The organism is Stieleria sp. JC731, assembly GCF_020966635.1.
GTDB lineage: Bacteria > Planctomycetota > Planctomycetia > Pirellulales > Pirellulaceae > Stieleria.
On record NZ_JAJKFQ010000001.1, the window covers coordinates 1,237,794 to 1,256,646 of the forward strand.

General features: G+C 54.2%; 10 protein-coding genes. All 10 read left to right on the plus strand.

The genetic code is table 11. From position 1 onward, the window contains the following. The first annotated feature begins 109 nt into the window (after positions 1-109). Positions 110-751, plus strand: coding sequence for an ECF-type sigma factor (locus tag LOC67_RS04035; protein ID WP_230261230.1), 642 nt, complete (start codon positions 110-112; stop codon positions 749-751). Further along, positions 748-2,805 carry a protein kinase domain-containing protein gene (locus LOC67_RS04040; RefSeq protein ID WP_230261231.1) on the plus strand — a complete coding sequence of 686 codons (2,058 nt, stop codon included), beginning with the start codon at positions 748-750 and terminating at the stop codon, positions 2,803-2,805. The genes LOC67_RS04035 and LOC67_RS04040 overlap by 4 nt, the downstream gene beginning before the upstream one ends. Positions 2,806-2,990: 185 nt before the next feature. Then, positions 2,991-3,506: an RNA polymerase sigma factor gene (locus LOC67_RS04045; protein WP_230261232.1), complete on the plus strand. Its 516-nt coding sequence runs from the start codon at positions 2,991-2,993 to the stop codon at positions 3,504-3,506. A gap of 50 nt (positions 3,507-3,556) precedes the next feature. Further along, positions 3,557-7,969 carry a VWA domain-containing protein gene (locus LOC67_RS04050; RefSeq protein WP_230261233.1) on the plus strand — a complete coding sequence of 1,471 codons (4,413 nt, stop codon included), beginning with the start codon at positions 3,557-3,559 and terminating at the stop codon, positions 7,967-7,969. 428 nt (positions 7,970-8,397) lie between these two features. Beyond that, positions 8,398-9,411, plus strand: coding sequence for an AAA family ATPase (locus tag LOC67_RS04055; protein ID WP_230261234.1), 1,014 nt, complete (start codon positions 8,398-8,400; stop codon positions 9,409-9,411). A gap of 161 nt (positions 9,412-9,572) precedes the next feature. Then, positions 9,573-10,451 carry a DUF58 domain-containing protein gene (locus LOC67_RS04060; protein WP_230261235.1) on the plus strand — a complete coding sequence of 293 codons (879 nt, stop codon included), beginning with the start codon at positions 9,573-9,575 and terminating at the stop codon, positions 10,449-10,451. Continuing rightward, on the plus strand, positions 10,448-12,496 hold the full coding sequence (locus LOC67_RS04065) for a BatA domain-containing protein (RefSeq protein ID WP_230261236.1): 2,049 nt from the start codon (positions 10,448-10,450) through the stop codon (positions 12,494-12,496). The genes LOC67_RS04060 and LOC67_RS04065 overlap by 4 nt, the downstream gene beginning before the upstream one ends. A 128-nt stretch (positions 12,497-12,624) precedes the next feature. Continuing rightward, positions 12,625-14,670, plus strand: a complete 2,046-nt coding sequence (locus tag LOC67_RS04070; RefSeq protein WP_230261237.1) for a CARDB domain-containing protein — start codon at positions 12,625-12,627, stop codon at positions 14,668-14,670. Next, positions 14,670-17,804 (plus strand): hypothetical protein, encoded by a 3,135-nt coding sequence (locus LOC67_RS04075; protein WP_230261238.1) that lies wholly within the window; start codon positions 14,670-14,672, stop codon positions 17,802-17,804. The genes LOC67_RS04070 and LOC67_RS04075 overlap by 1 nt, the downstream gene beginning before the upstream one ends. Then, the gene (locus LOC67_RS04080) at positions 17,801-18,850 is read left to right on the plus strand and encodes a prenyltransferase/squalene oxidase repeat-containing protein (protein ID WP_230261239.1); all 1,050 of its coding nucleotides are present in this window, start codon (positions 17,801-17,803) and stop codon (positions 18,848-18,850) included. Before LOC67_RS04075 ends, LOC67_RS04080 begins: the two co-directional genes overlap by 4 nt. Positions 18,851-18,853: the final 3 nt, after the last annotated feature.

An 18,853-nucleotide genomic window follows, 5' to 3' on the forward strand; every position in this document is an offset into this window, starting at 1 on the left:
TGGTTCCGGTGGTACCTACAGAGTGTTGATTGTTAATCAGCAATCCGTGCGTGTCGGTCGAGCTGGCCGACAACCATCTGACCCATACAACGATTAGCCGAAGCAACAGATGACAGCCGCTGACGAGATCACCGCATGGATCGATGGCATACGTGACGGAGATTCTTTTGCGGCACAAGCATTGTGGTCGGCTTACTTTGAAAAGTTGACCCGCGTGGCGGCAAGGCAGTTGGCCGGTGCACGAACTGCCGCTCGCGATGGTGAAGACATCGCGTTAAGTGCGATCAAAAGTTTTTGCCTTGCTGCAGAGCAGGGGCGATTTGAAAAACTGATTGACCGCGAAAGTCTTTGGCCATTGCTGGTTTCCATCGCGGCCCACAAGTCAGTCGACGCGATGCGTCATGAAAATAGCAAGAAACGCGGTGGGACCGGGACCGCGGGCGATGCCGATCTTCACGGCGGACGCCTGAACGCGGAATTGTCGGCCGATCAGTTCCTAAGCCGTGGCCCTTCGCCAGAGATGGCGGCAGAGTTATCCGAGCAGTTCCAGTTGTTGTTGACCCGTTTGGATCAAAGTGGTGATCCGATGCTGCGTCCGATCGCTGTCGGCAAATTTTCTGGTCAATCGACCACCGAGATCGCTTCTCAGTTGGATTGTGCCAGACGCACAATCGAACGCAAGATGACATTGATTCGGAGATTGTTGGCCGAACAAATGGATGTCAGTTCGGATTCTAAGGGTGGCGTATGAGCAATTTGACAACGGAGCAACTGTTGCTGATCAATCGACGATGTGATGATTGTGAAGCCGCATTGCGAGGCTGGCAAAAAGAAGGGGCTCTGCCGGACGAACGCCCCTGTGCCGAAAGCTACCTAAACGATCTGCCAACGGAATTGCGAAGTGCTGCGATCGAGCAGTTGATAGGGCTGGAGGTCCAGTATCGTATTGAGGCCGGGCAGACAGTCTTGGTCTCTGAATTGACTGGACGCTTCCCCGAAGTTCCCGACAAGATCTTTATTCATCTGCTGCAGGAAAGTCTTTCCGGAGCGACTCGTCTGGCCGACGAAATTGCTACGAAGGCTCCGGAGGTTAGTACCGATGATCCGCACGCGATTGACATCATCGAAACCATCGGCCAGTACGAGTTGATCGGAAAACTTGGTGGGGGCGGGATGGGCGTTGTCTATCAAGCCATTCACCGTTCGATGAATCGTGATGTGGCGATCAAAGTGATGCGTGGCGACTTGATCGATCGACCAGAACTGAAGAAGCGTTTCGACCGTGAAGTGATGGCTGTCGCAAAGCTTTCGCATCCGAATATTGTCACGGCCTACGACGCCGGTGAAATTAACGGACGGCCGTTTTTAGTCACGGAACTGGTCGACGGAATGGACTTGAATCGGTTCATCAAGCAGCACGGACCGATGGCCTGGCAGGTGGCGATCGGTGCGATCATCGATGCGGCAGAGGGATTGAAATATGCCCATGGCCAGCACATTATCCATCGCGATATCAAGCCAGGGAATTTGCTGCTGAACCACGAAGGGCATGTCAAAATCTTGGATCTCGGTTTAGCGAGACTATCGCAAAAACCGGACAGCAATGCCGATACCGATGCGACCGCCCAGTTGACCCATACGGGGGCTGTCGTTGGGACTGCCGCTTTCATGGCACCGGAGCAAGCGAGAAATACTCGGGAGGCTGACGAACGCAGCGACATCTATTCATTGGGTTGCGTGCTGTTCTATTTGTTGACGGGCAAGCCTCCTTATCGTGGAGATTCGATTGTTGATACGATTTTGCTTCATGCGACCGCGCCGATTCCGGCTTTGATGGTTCCCGGTGGCGTACCAAGTCGGCTCGCTGAACTGGTTCAGGAGATGATGGCAAAGTCGCCTGCGGATCGCCCTCGATCGATGGCGTTTGTGATTGAGCGTCTGTCAGCGCTGCAACTGGATGATCCCTTGGAGTCGGTGGTTTCCAAGGACGACGCTTCTGGGGCAACGACCATGGTGCATGCGGATCCGCCAACCATTTATGGCAGACTGCGTGCGGCAAGCGGGGTGCTATTGGGGATCGCTACCTTTGTCATCGCGGCGGGACTGTTTTCTTGGCTGAAGCCTCCAAAGACAATCAATCGATCGGTCCGATTCAGTGGAGACGGATATATCGAAGTGCCAATGCCAGCGGGACCTCCTGATCAGGTCACTTTGGAGATGATCGTGAGGTTGGACGATCCCTCGCTTTGCAATCCGCTCTGCTGGCTTGGGGGCAATTGGACGACGCTGTTTTTCAACGGTCAGTGGGGGATCGCACGGTTTCAAGACGGGCAGTCGCTGTTGTCTGTCGCCAGCGATTCTGTGGAGATCCCAGAAGTAGACACAACGGCTGACGCACCGACTAAAGGAACGACGGGGCGTTGGCAACATGTTGCGGGAACATGGGATGGCGCAACCCTGCGAATCTTCATCGATGGTCAGCCCGTGGCGCAGCAAACGATGGATTTCGAGCTGCAGGCAACTACACCGGGGCTGTTTATTGGTGGGGTGGATCCCAGTCGACTGTGGCGGCCGCACGATCAGCGATTCTTTACCGGTTTGATCGATGCGGTTCGTATTTCGGATCGAGTTCTCTATGAAAGCGATGAATCGTTTGCACCGCCGACAACGCTGAACAATCAGCCTGGGGTGGTCGGATTATTCACCTTCGACGATGTTTCAGATGACGGGCAATTTCATGACAAGTCTGGCAGCGGACTGGTCGGCATCGGTTTCAACGCTGAACAGGTCGTCAGTCCCGAGTGAGCTTGGCAGAGTGAGCTTGATTGGGCGGAGGATTTTGCCATCGGATGCTCGGCGAGCCCTTGGATCCGCGTCTTTTCGAGCCAGCAATTCGCTTTTTTGCGTGAGAAAAGTTTTTTTCCTTTCGCCTAAGAAAGTTCCTTCGCGGGTGTTAGCTGTTTAGAAACACACGTTGAACACAGGCAACGATGGCAGACAGACAAACGAGCGATCGACAGGGCTGGGTCAGGGAATTGGTGCGACAGCACCAGTCTCCGCTGATCCGTTATGCGCGCTCAATCGTCAAGGATGAGCATGCCGCCCGGGATGTGGTTCAGGAAACCTTCCTGACATTGTGCAAGCAAGCGCCCGGCGATCTGGTAGGTCACGAAGTCGCATGGTTATTCCGCGTGTGTCACAACAACGCTTTGAATCGTTTGCGAAAGGAGCGGCGGATGTCACACGACAGCGACCAGATGAGCGAGATCGAAGTTTCCGATCGAGCCTCCGATGCGGTAGAAGCCGCCCAAGACAACGCAGCGGTCATGCGATTGATCGATGGGCTTCCGGACAACCAGCAAAAGGTCATTCGATTGCGGTTTCATAGCGGTTTGGCTTACCGCGAAATCAGTGAAGCGACAGGGCTGACAGTCACCAACGTTGGCTACCTGCTGCACACCGCACTGGGAAAGCTGCGGCAACAAATGCAGCAACTTGATGCGTGAAGACGGCGGTGATCAGAGTAGTCAAAGTGCACATAGACGAGTAACGAATCATGATCGATAAGAACGATCCAAGATTGACTGCCTATCTGTTGGGTGAACTGGATGAGGCGGGGCACAACGAAGTTCAAAAGGCTCTTGCCGACGACCCAGGTTTGCGAGCTTATGTCGAGGAGTTGCGGCGAACCATCGATGCCGTTTCGTCGGCCGTTTCCAACGATGCGATCGATGACGTGTTGACCGAAGACCAATTGGCCGCCATCGATGAAGCCTCCATGGTTTCGCCAAACCACTACGAGACGACGCCTTCTCGTCGATTGTGGACACGTTTGGCCGTTGCTGCTCTGGCTCTTTACGCCGTCGGTATATCGTGGTTCGCGCTGCAAGATTCGTCAGACGTGTCGGTCGCCAACATGCGTGAGGTCACCCGCTCGACGGACGAGTTGCAGACTTCTTCGTCCTCCGAGGAAGCTGACACGATTCCAATGCCGATGGCCGAGATGCCCACGCTGGCGGAAGAAACCGTTGATGAGCAAGCTGAACGCCCAGATGTGATGCTGAGCCAATCGCTTCAGTTGCATGACGGGATCACTGAAAACCATGACGGGATCACTGAAAATACAACGACCGTGCAACCGACGCGATCTGTTGGGGCAGGTTCGTCGGGGGCTGCCGGATTGTCAGCGAGTCCATCCGGTGCTGGATCGAGCAGTGTGGAATCAAGTAACACTGAATCGATCGATGCTGGCTCACGAAAGCAGCAATCGTTGGTGCCGATGATAGCTGACCAGCCTGGTTCAACTTTCGACGTGATGGATACCGCATCTGGTGAGCAAGCAGTTGAAAACGCGGCCGATGAAGATGTGGCATCGAAGGATGATTCGGCAAACGATGAATCTCGTTTCTTGCGAAGTCGTGTCGCACCGACTGACAAGTTGCGTCCTCAAGCAAAAATCGCAACGGCGATGACGCCCCCGGAACCGATGGCAGATTCCGAACCCACCCCGGAACCAGAATCTGCTGCACCGGCAACTGCCCCAGCACCGAGGTCTCCAAGACCATTGAAAGCGATTGCGAGTGATCCGTTTGGTGGTGTTGAGGGTAGTGCTCAATCTGACCCGTTTACTGCACCAATGTCTGCAGAGAGCGCCCCTGCTGCCACTGCCCGTGCCACGGTTGCTCCTGCCACGGTTGTCCCTGCTGCCTCTGCTCCGACGGATGACGACATTGCAGATAGCAATCGTAGCTTAGGTGGCTACGCCGGTGGCGAACTGGCCGAGATGGAATCGACTATGAGCATGGAAGCGATGGGAGGCATGGGGGGAATGGAAGGAAGGGCAGACCCGGCAGAACCGTTTGGGATGGCCGGAGGATTACCGCAGACGCAGGACCAGCTAAGCCGAGGAATCGTCCCCAGCGAAACGCCACGGTCCGAACTGAATTTGGCAATGCCCGAGGATCGCTCTGGTGAATCGATCGAACGACAATCACGACGTCGACTGCCTGCCTTATCCGAGAAAGAGGAAGCCGGTGATCGTTTATCCGCCGAAGCTGATTTGGATTCTCAAGAATCGAAAAAAGCAAAGACATGGAAGCCCGCGACTGCGTCGACTAATCGTGCTCGACTTAGCGTCGGACATGAGGACGATTTGCTGCTGGTCGCGCGAGATACCTACGTGCGAATCGATGGATTTCGAGCCCGAGTAATGTTCGACATGTATTACTACAACGATCGCGGTCGGCAGTTGGAAGGGCAATTTATGTTGCGTTTGCCAGAGGATGCGGCACTGCACTATTTCGCATTCGGCGCGGCGGAATTGCCTGCTCCGGTTCGTCCTGTCGTCACGGTGTCTCGGGGTAAGGGGCAGCCGATCGAACCGGTCCCATTTGATCCGGCAGAGCAATTGATTTCGACTCTACGCGAACAGACTCGAAACAGCGGTTCGGACCTCGCACGACGTGCGACCGATCCAGGCTATCAAGCAGAGGGCAAGTCAATCTTTGCATCGGTCAAGCCGGCGCGAATTGTGCCAAAGCAAAAAGCGGCTCTGGCTTATGAGGAGACGGTTCGCCGGCGAGTCGACCCAGCGTTGGTTGAATGGGCGGGGGCTGGGATCTTTCAAACCAAAGTGTTCCCACTGCTACCGGCACGCCTACATCGCATCGTGGTCGGCTATGACGTCAACCTGTCTGACGTTGATGGTAAGAAGGAGTTTGCGTTGGATTTGCCAGAAGACGAGGCGGGTGGGCGTGTCGAGTTTGACATCGTGGCTGCACCCGGGACGACGGCCGAATTGGAGCCAGAGGCCGCGCCGTTTATCTCTGGTGGCCGAGCCTATTTTCGATACGAAGATGCCAAGCCACGAGATTATGTCGCTCGTTTGTCCGGTGTCGACACCGCGTTGCTTCGTCACCGCGATCAGACCTCAGGAATGTCCTACTTTGCGATGCAAGTCAAAGCAGAGGTTCCGAAACAGGAAACCGTGTCGTTACCTGGTCGAGCCGTTTTCCTGCTGGATACGTCCTATAGTGATCGACCAGGAACGTTCGCGACGCGTGTTGAATTGCTGCATGCGATTTTGCAACAGAACCAAGACACGATCAAAGAGTTTTCGGTGCTGACGTTCGATGTCGCACAGCATTGGTGGAAACCGAACTATGTTTCCAATGATGAAGCCACACGACAACAGCTTCGCGACTACACCTCGTCGCTGGTGCTTCAGGGCGCGAGCGATATCTCTGGTGCGTTTCAAAGTGCGATGAATCCTGAGTGGAATGCAAAGGGCGACGGTCCGGATCCGGCTTTGTTTTTGCTAAGCGATGGTGTGGCTACCTGGGGCGCAACCGATGTCGCCTCGATCGTGGATCCGATCCGACAAAGCAAGTCAGCGGTGTATTGCTACGTGGTGGACGGTGCAACTCACGATCGGTCAACGTTGCGAAGCATCGCAGATGCCAGCGGTGGGGCTGTGTTTGAGGCTAATCAACAAAACGAAATTGCTCAGGTAGCGATCGCGCATCGAAATCAACCTTGGCGTATCAAAGCGTCTGAAGGTGAAGGGGCTGACGAATTATTGGTCATCGGCGGGTCTGAAGCCATCTACCCGGGCCAGACACTAACCATCGTCGGTCGCGGCGAAGTTTCGAATTCGATTGAATTGTCGTATGTTCGCGGCACCGAGACGAAGTCGCAAACGATTGCCCCATCCATTACGGTCGATTCACCTTCCGCAGCAAGAATGTATGGTGGCGTCGCCGTTGAACGGTTGGAGCCACTGGGCGCGAACGTTGAAGATGTCACGACCGCTTTTGCAAGGTACTTTCGAGTTCCCGGGCAAACCTGTTCGATGGTGATGCTGGAAAGTGCGCAAGACTATGAACGGTTCGGCGTGCAGTTAACGCCGGATGAAGATGTCTTGGTGATCGCCAGCAGTTCAGTTGACGATCTGGTTCGAACTTTCAAGCCGCAATCAGATCAAGGTTCGCCACGCGACCAGTTTCGTTCTTGGATCGATTCGTTGCAGGAAGCATCGCTGGTGAATGTTCCATCAGCACTACGGCTGGCATTGCGAACACTTCCGGAGAATTCCTTCTCTTTCCAGACGCAGCCATTGCAGTGTCGCGGTGTGAGCCGTGACCAGTTCGAGATCAATCTTCTTGACGAGTTGGATTTGGAATCACCAAGTTTTCCTCAAGTGCTGCGTTTCGCGGACGATGTTTTAGTGTCTTTGGGAACAGACGATGCGATCAAAACAGCGAGCACCTTGATTGAGATCAAGCCATCCGATGGTGAAGCCCTGCGTAGCGTTGCGTTTCGAGCGATCGCTTGGAAACGTCCTGATCAAGCCGCGCCACTGTTGTACCGCTTGGCAAAGGCGCGCCCGTATCAGCCACAGTGTTTAACCTTGTTGGCAAAGTCATTTGCCGATCAGGGCAAGCTAGACGAAGCGATTGTTTGTTACGAACTGGTGCTGTCGGGAAAATGGAACGAACGTTGGGGAGGCGCAAAAGAGGTTGCCAAGATCGAGTTGTTGGCGGTGCTTTCCCAAGTCGACAAAGAATCAAAGCTTGGCGGTTATGCCAAAGCGAGGGCTAGGCAGTTGGGGCTAACGGACGAATCCGAGGTCGAACTGACCGTGACGATGGATTGGAATACGGATCGTTCAGATTTGGATTTGCATGTCACCGAGCCCAACGGCGAAAAGTGTTACTACCGGCACAAGAAAACCAGGATCGGTGGCCAATTGTTTTTTGACACCACCGAAGGGTTCGGCCCAGAGATCTACACCCTGCCGTCCGCACCCCAGGGTGCCTACACCATCCGTGCCGATTTCTATCGCCAAGATCAAAATCGAACCAACACGCCCACCGAGGCTTTGATCACGATCACTTCGCTAGAGGGCGGTCGGAAATCGGTCTCCCGTCGGCTCTTGTCGGCCGGTGAGGAAATCCATTTCGAACGCTAACGCTTCGTTCCAATTCGATTTTAGGATTAGCCGTATGGCGCTTGCCACGGTTTCAGTGCAATAACCGCGGTTAACGCCCGTCGGCTGATGACCCGAACCCGTATTTTCATATGGAACGAAGCACTCGTAGCCTTGTTTCACTTCTGCCGGTTTTCCAGAAGCTTTTTTAAGGCGATTGGACGCACGAAAGGACCGTTTGGTGCCGGTTCGTTTGCCGCATGGAATTGTGGGATTCCCCTAGGCTGGGGAGACACCGGTGACACTCGCCAGATAGCTTTTTTTAGTTAAACTGTCTGTCCTTCCAGTGGCCCCGATCTAAAACTTCCGACCGTTGGAGTCCAGGCAATCATCGATCGCACGATCGGTCGATGTTCGACGGCGAAGCAATGGACTTCAGCACGCGGGCCGTGCACCCACCCACCGTCTGTATGTCCCGCCAACTCGACGTAAACACCGATACTTTAAGTGATGACGATGTCGCCGCGATCGACGCTCTGCGTGATGCGTACGGGGCGTTAAAGGCAGAGATTGGCCGAGTCATCGTCGGACAGCTTGACGCGATCGAGCAGTTGGCAATTTGCTTCTTTGCTCGACGGCATGCTCTGCTTGTTGGCGTTCCCGGTTTGGCGAAGACGCTGCTGGTTAGCAAGTTTGCCGAAACACTGTCGCTCTCGTTCAGTCGTATTCAGTTTACGCCTGACCTGATGCCGATGGACATCACCGGGACCGACATTCTGCAAGACAACGCCGAAGGCCGACGTGAGTTTCAGTTTGTTCGCGGACCGGTATTTGCCAATGTTGTCTTGGCAGACGAGATAAACCGCGCCCCGCCAAAGACACAGGCTGCACTGCTTGAAGCGATGCAGGAAAGCAACGTCACTGTGTTGGGAAAGGAATTCGCACTTCCATCGCCATTCATGGTTCTTGCGACGCAGAACCCGGTCGAACAGGAAGGGACCTATCCGTTACCGGAGGCGCAGCTGGATCGATTCATGGCATTGATCGAACTCGGATATCCGAGTGAAGCCGAGGAAATCGAAATCGCCAGACTGACTACCGGAGCGAGTCAGCCGATACTGGAATCTTTGCTCAACGTTGCTCAGATTCTTGAGCATCAGGATTTGGTCCGCCGTGTACCGGTTCCGGATCACCTTTATGAGTTTGCGGCAAAACTGGTCCGACAAACTCGCCCCAATGGTGATACCGCACCGGACTGGTTGATCCCATTGGTTGCTTGGGGAGCCGGGCCACGTGCGGTGCAAAGTTTGATCCTTGGTGCCAAAAGTCGCGCGGCATTGTATGGAAGCTACATGGTTCGGCGCGAAGACATCGTCGCGGTCGCTCCTTCAGTTCTCGCCCACCGATTGGTTCTGACGTTTGCGGCTCAGGCCGAAAAGATTTCCGCTCGTGAAATCGTGACTCGTTTGGTGCAGGCGAGCTAGCGAAGCAGATGTCGCCGAAGCTCGACGAACTGATTTCCAAAGGGGCCGACCCTTATTCGGCGAACCTCGGTGTCATCCTTGAAAGGCTGCACTTGTTATTTCCGCGAAGCCAAAATGAATGGTTGATCGCCTCGTCTTGCTCCAGCTAACCAGCACCCACCTTGCCTTCATTCTTTGATGCTCGAATCGCCGAACGCCTTTCCGCGTTGCCGCTGGTCGCGCGAGCCGCAATGTTGGGCAGCGTTTCCGGACGGCACCAAAGCCCACACCGCGGCAGCAGTGTGGAGTTTGCCGAGTACCGTCGCTATCAAGCAGGCGATGACTTGCGGCGATTGGATTGGCGTGCTTACGGACGAAGCGATCGGTACTACGTCAAAGAATTCGAAGCGGACACCAACCTGCGACTGATTTTGGTGCTCGACGCCAGCGGATCGATGGCGTACGCCAACAAATATGATGTCGCTAGGCAACTCGCCGCAACGCTCGCTTACCTTGCCATCGAACAAGGTGACGCGGCCGGTTTGGTTTCGGCCTGGGACGGTCAATATGAAAACATGCCCCCGCGGCGTATCGCCGGTCAGGTGGAACAGTTGTTCGCTCGGATGGATCAGTTGGAACCCGTGGGCGAAAATTCACTTTGTCAGTCAATCAGTGAATTCGCCGAATCGACCCGCCAACGCGCGATGGTTGTTCTGATATCTGACTTTTTATTCGAACTGGATCAGTTAAAAACCTCGGTCGAGCACCTGACGTTTCGAAAGCATGATGTCGTGGCGTTTCACGTGATGACGTCGGAGGAAATTAATCCCAGCTGGGATCGTCCGATCCGTTTGCAAGACATGGAAGGCGACGAATCCATGTTGGTCGATCCCGAGGAGATTCGCAGTGGCTATGAAGAAGCTGTTCGCGAGTACTTGGAAAACATCGAAAGGGTGATGCATCGATCCGCGGTTGACTATCACCGGGTGATGACCAGCGATTCGGTCGAAGGCGTGTTATCGCGATTTATGTCGGCACGTCTGGGGGATGCCTCACGATGAGCTTTCTAAGACTGGAAGCATTGTGGGCGTTGCCACTGGTCCTGGCCCCTTTGATCATTCATCTGTTGCATCGCCGCCGGCATCCGACCGTCGCTTGGCCGGCAATGATGTTTCTTTATCAGGCGACCAAAATGCGTCGCGGACCAGCTAAGTTGCGACGATGGTTGGTCTTGGCAACGCGAGTGATCGTTGTCGGCTTGATCGTTTTCGCACTCGCTCGTCCGCTATCAAGCGGCATCTTTGGGATGGCAGCGGGACGGATTGCTGATACCGGTAAAACGATTGTTCTGATCGATCGGTCGACCGGCATGCAGCGTCGAGATGCATTGGGACGTACAAGACAAACACGCGGATTGGAATCTGTTGCGGAGACACTAGCAACGCTGGGTATCGAAAATCCGGTTGTGATCGATAGCGTGACATTAAAGCCGATTGAGCTTGCCGATTTGCATTCACTGCGTGATGGCAGTTTGGCACAGCCTGCAGATTCACGGGCCGGAATGGCCGCGATGGTGATGGCAGCGTTTGAGTACTTGGCTGATCAAGACGCGACACTGGTTGATCTGTGGATCGTCAGCGACCGAAGTGAATCGACATGGGATCCGGGCTCGCCTACATGGCAGTCGATTCGGCGGATGAGTGAACGGTACGGCGACGGTTTACGTCTCCATCGGTTTGATTTCCAAGAGAATGTAAACGAACCCAATTCCGCGATCCATGTGACCGATCTGCGATGGGGGAACGATTCGACATCGCAGGAAAGTGCAGAGGAAAGCAGTCGATTGCTGCTTTCCGTCAAGGTCGACTCCGATCAAAAAAACGAAACGATTCCCGTTCGTGTCGCGATTGGAAACGCGACACAAGAGATCGACCTACAACTGTCGGACGGGCAAGCTTCGCTGGATAACTTTCCTATCAATGTTGCTCAGGGATCGAAACTTTACGGTTCGGTGTCTTTGCCGATCGATTGCAATCCGGCGGATGATGATTGGTTCTTCACGCTGTCACCACCTGCAAAGCCCGTCATCGCAATTGTCAGCGAACAGCCGTGTGATGCGTTGATCGCAATGGGCGAGGTCCTTGGCGAAGTCGCATTCGACATTGCCGGCGGCGCGTCGCTTGCCGATCAGGTTGGCAAACCTGTCGGGGAAGGGCAGGGCGGTTGGAATCTAAACGGCACCGATAGTCTTTGGTGGCAGGGACAATTGCCAAGCGGCGAAACGGCGAAGGTGATTGAGGAGTTTTGTAAAGCAGGTGGTAGCGTCGCCTTTTTTCCACCCACGATTGCTAGTCCGGAAAGCCAGTTTCAAGGGGTCCGGTGGGGAGGATGGTCAGACACCGAACCCGAGGAAACAAGTTTCTCCGGCGTTAAATTCATGGTCGATCAAACCAGCCAAATTGAAGGCGAGTTCGTCGCGGTATCGACGCTAACGGATAGTTCAGTGTGGCTAGCGCAGCGTCAGACGGGACGTGGGATTTATTGGTTCTGCGGTGCGGACGTATCAGATCACCAATCGATGTTCGTTCGTCAAGGTTTGGGTTTGTTCGCGGTTCTGGATGCGACGCTTTCCAAGGTTGATCAACAATTAATTCGGCGGCAGGAATTTGTCGCAGGACCCGAAGCCGCAAGCCGACTTACAAGAGCGGAGTCGGATCCGCAGCTTGTCGTCGCGTCTGCAACAGCCGGCCAAGATCTGTCGGAGAATCAAGTTTCCTCAAATCGTGAACGCGGCTTCCATCGTGGTGTCTACGGTATCGAGAGCCTTGATCAAGATCGAAGGTTGATCGCGATCAATCGGGACGTCGCCAGTCACTTGGCATTAGACGATCCATCAATCGAAGCCTTGATGCCCGGTCATCGGATGAATGTCGTTTCGATCGATGGTTCGTCGATCAACGAAACCGAAGGAGTGACGCGTGAGCTTTGGGGGGCGTTATGGCTGACAATGATCGTCGGACTATTGGTTGAAGGTTGGTTGTCGCTATCGTCTCGTCCGGTTGAACATCGCAGCGGAACAAAATCGTTTGATGGGAGGCAGCCATGATGTGGATGGTTTCCATCTTGGCGGTCGCGGCTTGTTTGTGGATCGCCACCTTAAATGTAAGACGCTGCTCGCGTCGGTTTCGAACGATCGTCTGCGAATCTATACGATGTGTTTTGATCATTGCGGCCGTGATCCTGTTTTGGCGGCCGGAGCAAACTTCCGTTGTCGAGCAAACCGAATCACAACGCGTGATTGTGTTGGTGGATCATTCGAAAAGTATGTCGACGGTTGATGCGCAGCCTTTTAACCCAGCTGAAAGTCCAGTGCCGAGCAGTCGCCTTAGCGTTGCTGATGCGTTTGCGAAATCGCCCGCTTGGGATGAATTGGATTCGCGATGGGATCTGGTGGTCAAAGATGTCTTTGTCGACGACGTGAATCAAAGCAATCTAGGTGCAGCGGTCGGGCAACTAGGCTTTGACGATTCGGCATCATGTGTAGTCATTTCGGACGGTGATTGGAACGCCGGAGAGTCTCCTCTGGGCGTGGTGCAGGAAAAAACATTGCAAGCCGGTCAACGCTTTGCACTGCACACGATCACGGTGGGAAGCGATCAGCGGTTGCCTGATTTAGAGCTGTTCGGTGTGTCTTGTCCCACCGTCGCGATTGAAGGAAAGCCACTGCGAATTCCGTACACGATCGCCAATTGGTTTCCCGAAAGCAAAGCAGTCACGGTTCGCTTGGCCGTTGATGGTGAAGCTGTTGAAGAAACGAGCATTACCATTGCCGCTGGAGCTCGTCACGACGGAACACTTCATTGGATGGCCAATGGCGAAGGGAATCATCAGGCTGAAGTATCGGTTGATCAGTTCAGCGGGGAAAGCGATCTAACAAATAACGGATCGCAGCATCAGGTAGACGTTCGCCCCGAAAGTCTACGAGTCCTGATCGTCGAGTCTGAGCCGAGGTGGGAGTTTCGCTATCTGCGAAACGCGTTGATTCGCGATCCGGGCGTCGAAGTCAATTCACTGCTTTTTCATCCATCGCTTGAAGGTGTCGGTGGTGGCGGCGACGACTACCTCGCGGAGTTCCCGGCAAGCGTTTCTGAACTTTCTGAGTATGACGTAATCTTCCTAGGCGACGTCGGGCTTAGTGAAGGACAGTTGACGGAAGATCAATGCGATTTAATTGCCGGGACGGTTTCCCAACAGGCGACGGGATTGGTCCTGATGCCTGGACGAGAAATGCGGCAGTCAAGTCTTGGCAGTTCGCCACTGGAGACTTTGGTGCCAGTGATTTACGAAGATCTACAAAAGTCTGGACAGGCAACGACGACATCAAGCCAAGATCAAGGAAACAGACTGGCATTGACCGAAACCGGTCGAGCAAGCTTGCTGACCCAATTGGCAGATCAACCATCGGACAACTGGAAGCTGTGGCAATCGCTTCCCGGTTTTTACTGGAACGCACCTGTTCAGAGGGCGAAAAGCGGAGGCGAAGTCCTGGCGGTGCATGCGGATGCCGCAAACGAATTTGGACGAGTCCCATTGCTTGTTACGCGTCGATTCGGTGCCGGCAAAATCCTTTGGATGGGAACCGATTCCGCATGGCGTTGGCGAATGGGAGTCGAAGACAAATACCATTATCGGTTTTGGGGACAAGTCATTCGCTGGATGGCATATGGGCGGAACATGGCTGTCGGCGAATCGATGCGTTTGATCTATCAACCCGAGCAGCCTATTGTTTCCTCGCCGGTTTCGCTGAGGGCGAGCGTGATGACTGAAGAGGGCGAGCCCGCATCCGAGCCAAGCGTTGAGTTGTTCATTCGTGATCCGAGTGGGCAATCCAGCACGATTACGCTCAATCATAGCGAAGGCGATTGGGGCGTCTATGTTGGCGAAGCGGTGTTTAGCCAGATCGGAACGCACCAATTGACGCTTCACCATCCATCCGAAGACAAAACATTGAATGCGGAAGTCGCGGTGAAGGGCAGGGCAGTGGAAGCCGTCGGGCGTCCGGTTCGCATCGATGTGATGCGAGAGATGGCCCGACTCGGTCAAGGACGCGCGTTTGCGACATCGGAGTTGTCAGATTTGATTCAAACACTCAACAATCAAGTCGCTCGCAACGTGAAGACTCAGACCATTCGTTTATGGCAACACCCGATCGTGCTGCTAGGAATGATCGGGGGACTGAGCCTGTTTTGGATCCTGCGTAAATGGGCGGGAGTGCTTTAATGCATTTAGAACTACCAACAACGCTGACCGAAAAACTGGATCAATATCGTCAGGCGGTGATCCGTCGCTCGATGTCTCGAGGGATTCAACTGTCGATCGCGACGACCACCATAGCTCTATTACTGCTTGTGGTGATTGATCGATTCGCCGAGACGCCAGTCGGTTTGCGATTGGCGTACTGGATGGCGACGGCCGCAATCGTTGGATACGCGATCGCAAGCGTTGTGCAATCGATTCGTCAGCACCGTTCGGCGGCTTCCATCGCACGAGAGATCACACAGTATGATCCGAATTATGGCGATCATCTTCTTGGTGCGATCGAGCTTGCCGATAGCGCGATCGAACAACAACGCTCGATGCGTCTTTGCCGCGCGGCGCTGCAGCAAGTGTCTGAAGAAACACAAAGGCGAAACTTGTTGGCGTTGCTGCCCCCGCAATCAATGTCACGCTGCCGTCGTGTGACGGTGCTGTCGGCGGTTGTGCTTGCGACGTTGGCTTTTTTGATGCCGGATGTGATTTGGAATTCGGTGCGTCGGATGGTGATGCCGCTTGCCTCGATTTCACGTCAGACACTGGTGCATATCGATCATGTGCCTGACCAGTATGTCGTTCCCCGTGGGGAACCTGCAAACTGGATCGTTCCTGCAAATAAAGAAAGCCGTTGGACACCGGGGCAGGCGGCGCTTTCGATTGAAGGCGTTGGCAAAATCAACGGTAGCTTGGCAGACGAAGAATATCGATTTGAGCTGCCGCCATTGATGCACGAAACCGATACTCGGTTGACAATCGGAGATGCGTCAAGGCCCGTTCGGTTGGTGCCTGTCGATCGACCGGAAATCGCGAGCGTTAGGGCAACGGTTGAATTGCCAAGCTATTTGCAAATCGAACAGTCAACAATCGAAGTCGAACCTGTCGCGAACGTGATTCAGGCACTGGAGAACGCAAATGTGACACTCCATGTGCAAGCGACATCGCCTCTTTCATCCGCATCCGCTGATGGAGAAGCTGTGGAGGTTGATGAAGACCGCTTTGATGTGGCGGTTGATGCCGAGCGGTCAACCGTGACGGTCGACCTTGCAGATCAATATGGGATCGGATTGTCTAAAGAATCGACCATCCAAATTGAACGAACATTCGATCAACCTCCAACCATCGTTGTTGACGAAGCGAACTTGCCCTCACGAGTTCTCAATCAACAGCAACTGCGGTTCCTACTATCGGTGGAAGATGATTTTGCAGTCCGTCGTGTCGGTGTGCAGTGGATCAATGAAGATCGTTCAGGCGAACGGGTGATTGGGCCAGAGGAAGGTTCAAATACTGTCACGGCATTGTTTAATCCTGCCGCATTCGGTACCGGTGAAGGCGAGGTCGCAATTCGGTTTTGGGCAGAAGACGATCTTCCAGGGCGACCAAGGGTTTACACCCAAACATATTCGATGACAGTGCTTTCATCCGAAGACCACGCGGTCTGGATTGGCGACCAGTTGGCTCGATGGCGGCAGGGTGCGATCGAGGTACGCGACCGGGAGTTGAGGCTATTGTCCGGCAACCGAGAATTGATGTCCGTTCCCGAATCGCAGCGAGATACCAAGTGGCGACAAAAGTTAGCGGAGCAAGCTGCAGCGGAGGCCGACAACGCTAGGCGACTGAAGCTAGTCGTTGAAGACGGCAAAGCGATCCTTTCGCAAGCAGCGGCCAACGATCAAGTTCCCGCAGCCAACTTGGAAGGTCTTGCACAGTCAATTCGTGCACTCGATGACTTGGCCAATGGGAAGATGCCGCAAGTAGCTGAGATGCTCAGCGGAGCTGCCGAAGCATTTGAAGAGTCAAAATTCGCGGCCGCTGCAAATATGGAGACGACATTGGGCGAATTGCCTGATACCGATGAAGGTGCAAGCGAGAACGCCGAAACTGATTCCTCGGATCCATCCAGTACTGAACGTCTCTCTCTTTCAGACACGACCATCATCGACACATCGAAATCCGGCAAGAAGGCAAAGCCAGCGAAAAAGTCGTCAAAACAGCAGCTTGCCCAAGCGGTCGAGGATCAAGCGGAATTGGTTGCCGAGTTCGATGCCGTTGCCGATCAATTGCGTGAACTGTTGGGCCAAATGGACGGCAGTACTTTGGTTAAACGCATGAAAGCGATCAGCCGTTTGCAGGATCGCGTTGCGGGGCGATTGGCCAAGTTTATCAGCGTCGGATTTGGGCTTTCGAATTCCATTGACGAAACTGATATCCAAGCCAGCTTATCCGATACAGAAGAAACAATTTCGCGGCTTCAAAGTGTGATGGATGACTTGCAGGCTTTCCTAAAGCGACGCGAGGTGCGCTCGTTCAAAGTTGTCTATGAAGAGATGAAACAAGATAACGTTCTGGATCAGTTGCGGTTGCTAAAACGCCATCTCCCAGACCAACCAGGTGCTTCAATCGCTGCGGCGGAATATTGGGCCGACAACTTGGATCGACTTGCTGACGATTTGATCGAACCGCCAAGCAACGACGAGCAACAAGACGAAGAGGGCGGCAAAGCTAAGAAGTCCTTGGATCCAGAAGTTGTCTTGGAAGTCCTCCGTGTATTGAAGTCTGAGGTGGACTTGCGTGAAGAAACACGTCAGGCCGAGCGGGGACGAAAGGCAATGGCTGCGGATGATTACGCGAGCGAGGCGATTCGCTTAAGTGAATCACAGGATTCGATCCGTGATCGCTTGGATCAAGTCATCGATTCGCTGCAAACCGATCGTGATTCGGCCATCCAGTTCGCCGCCGAAGCGGAGGTTCTAAGTGCAGCCAGGGCTGCGATGGTCGATGCGTCCGAAACGATGGTGCAGCCTGATACCGGGCCATCAGTCATCGCCGCACAAACCGAAGCGATCGAGTTATTGCTTCGCAGCCGAAAAGTTGATCCGAGCACCGGTGGCGCTTCAAATTCGGCTTCGTCTAGCGGAGGTGATACCGATCAAGAGGCAATCAAGTTGGTGGGAGATGCACTGAACGAAATGGCGACGCAGCGATCGGGCGAGGTCAGTACCACAACCGGCGCGTCGTCCTTCGAAGTACCACAACGAATGCGAGCCGACTTGGATCGATACTTCATGCGTTTAGAACAACGGCTTGGAGGCGTCAATCAATGAGATTCGTACTTCGATCATGTGTGTTGTTTTGTGTTCTCAGTAGCCTTGCTACAGCGCAGAACACCCTTTCCGGCAACACATCCGATCAAATCGCGATTGGACAAGAGGTCCCTCGTGAAGTCCGTGAAATCTATCGTAATGGACTCGGTTTCCTGAAAAGGACGCAGGACGATCGCGGAACTTGGCCGGCCGGCGAGGCTGCCGGACCGGGGACGACATCGCTGGCTCTGTTAGCGTTCCTGGCGTCTGGTGAAGATCCGAACCATGGGCCCTATCGCGAAACCATTCGCAAAGCGATCCGGCATATCATCGGCAGCCAAAATGAGAAAACCGGATACATGGGACCAAGCATGTATCACCATGGGTTTGCATTGCTTGCCCTCAGTGAAGCGTATGGCATGGTTGATGAGACAGACTTGTTTACCGATCGTCCGGCGAATGCTCGAACACTCGGTCAAGCGGTTGAGCTTGCGGTACGGTCAGCTTTGACTTCGCAAAAACGCAACCGTGCTAGGGCATGGCGTTACTCGCCCGGCGCAAGCGATGCAGACACCTCTGTTTCCGGGGCGGTATTGATGGGACTGTTGGCGGCTCGAAATGCTGGGATCGAAGTGCCTGATGACGCGATCAATTCGGCAATTGAATATTTCGTGGCGATGACAGCGGACGACGGCACCGTCGGCTATACCACAGCAAGCCAAGGTGGATTGGAATCGATCGCCCGAAGCGGGATCGCAAATCTTGTTATGGCGATTGCTCGCCGGAAAGATCTTCCGGCCTATCAAGTAACGGCAAAATACTTGATCGATCATCAAGGTGATGATCCGGGGTGGCCCGAATACGCTCGCTACTATCAGGCGCAAGCGTTGTTTCAATGGGACTTGGAGATCTGGAATCGCTGGAATGAAGATTTGATCCGCAGTCTAAAGAATCAACAGAAAGATGACGGTAGCTTCGAAGGTGAATTGGGAGTGACCAATAGCACATCCATGTCGTTGCTCGCGTTAGGCGTCAACTTTCGTTTCTTGCCCATCTACGAGCGTTGATGG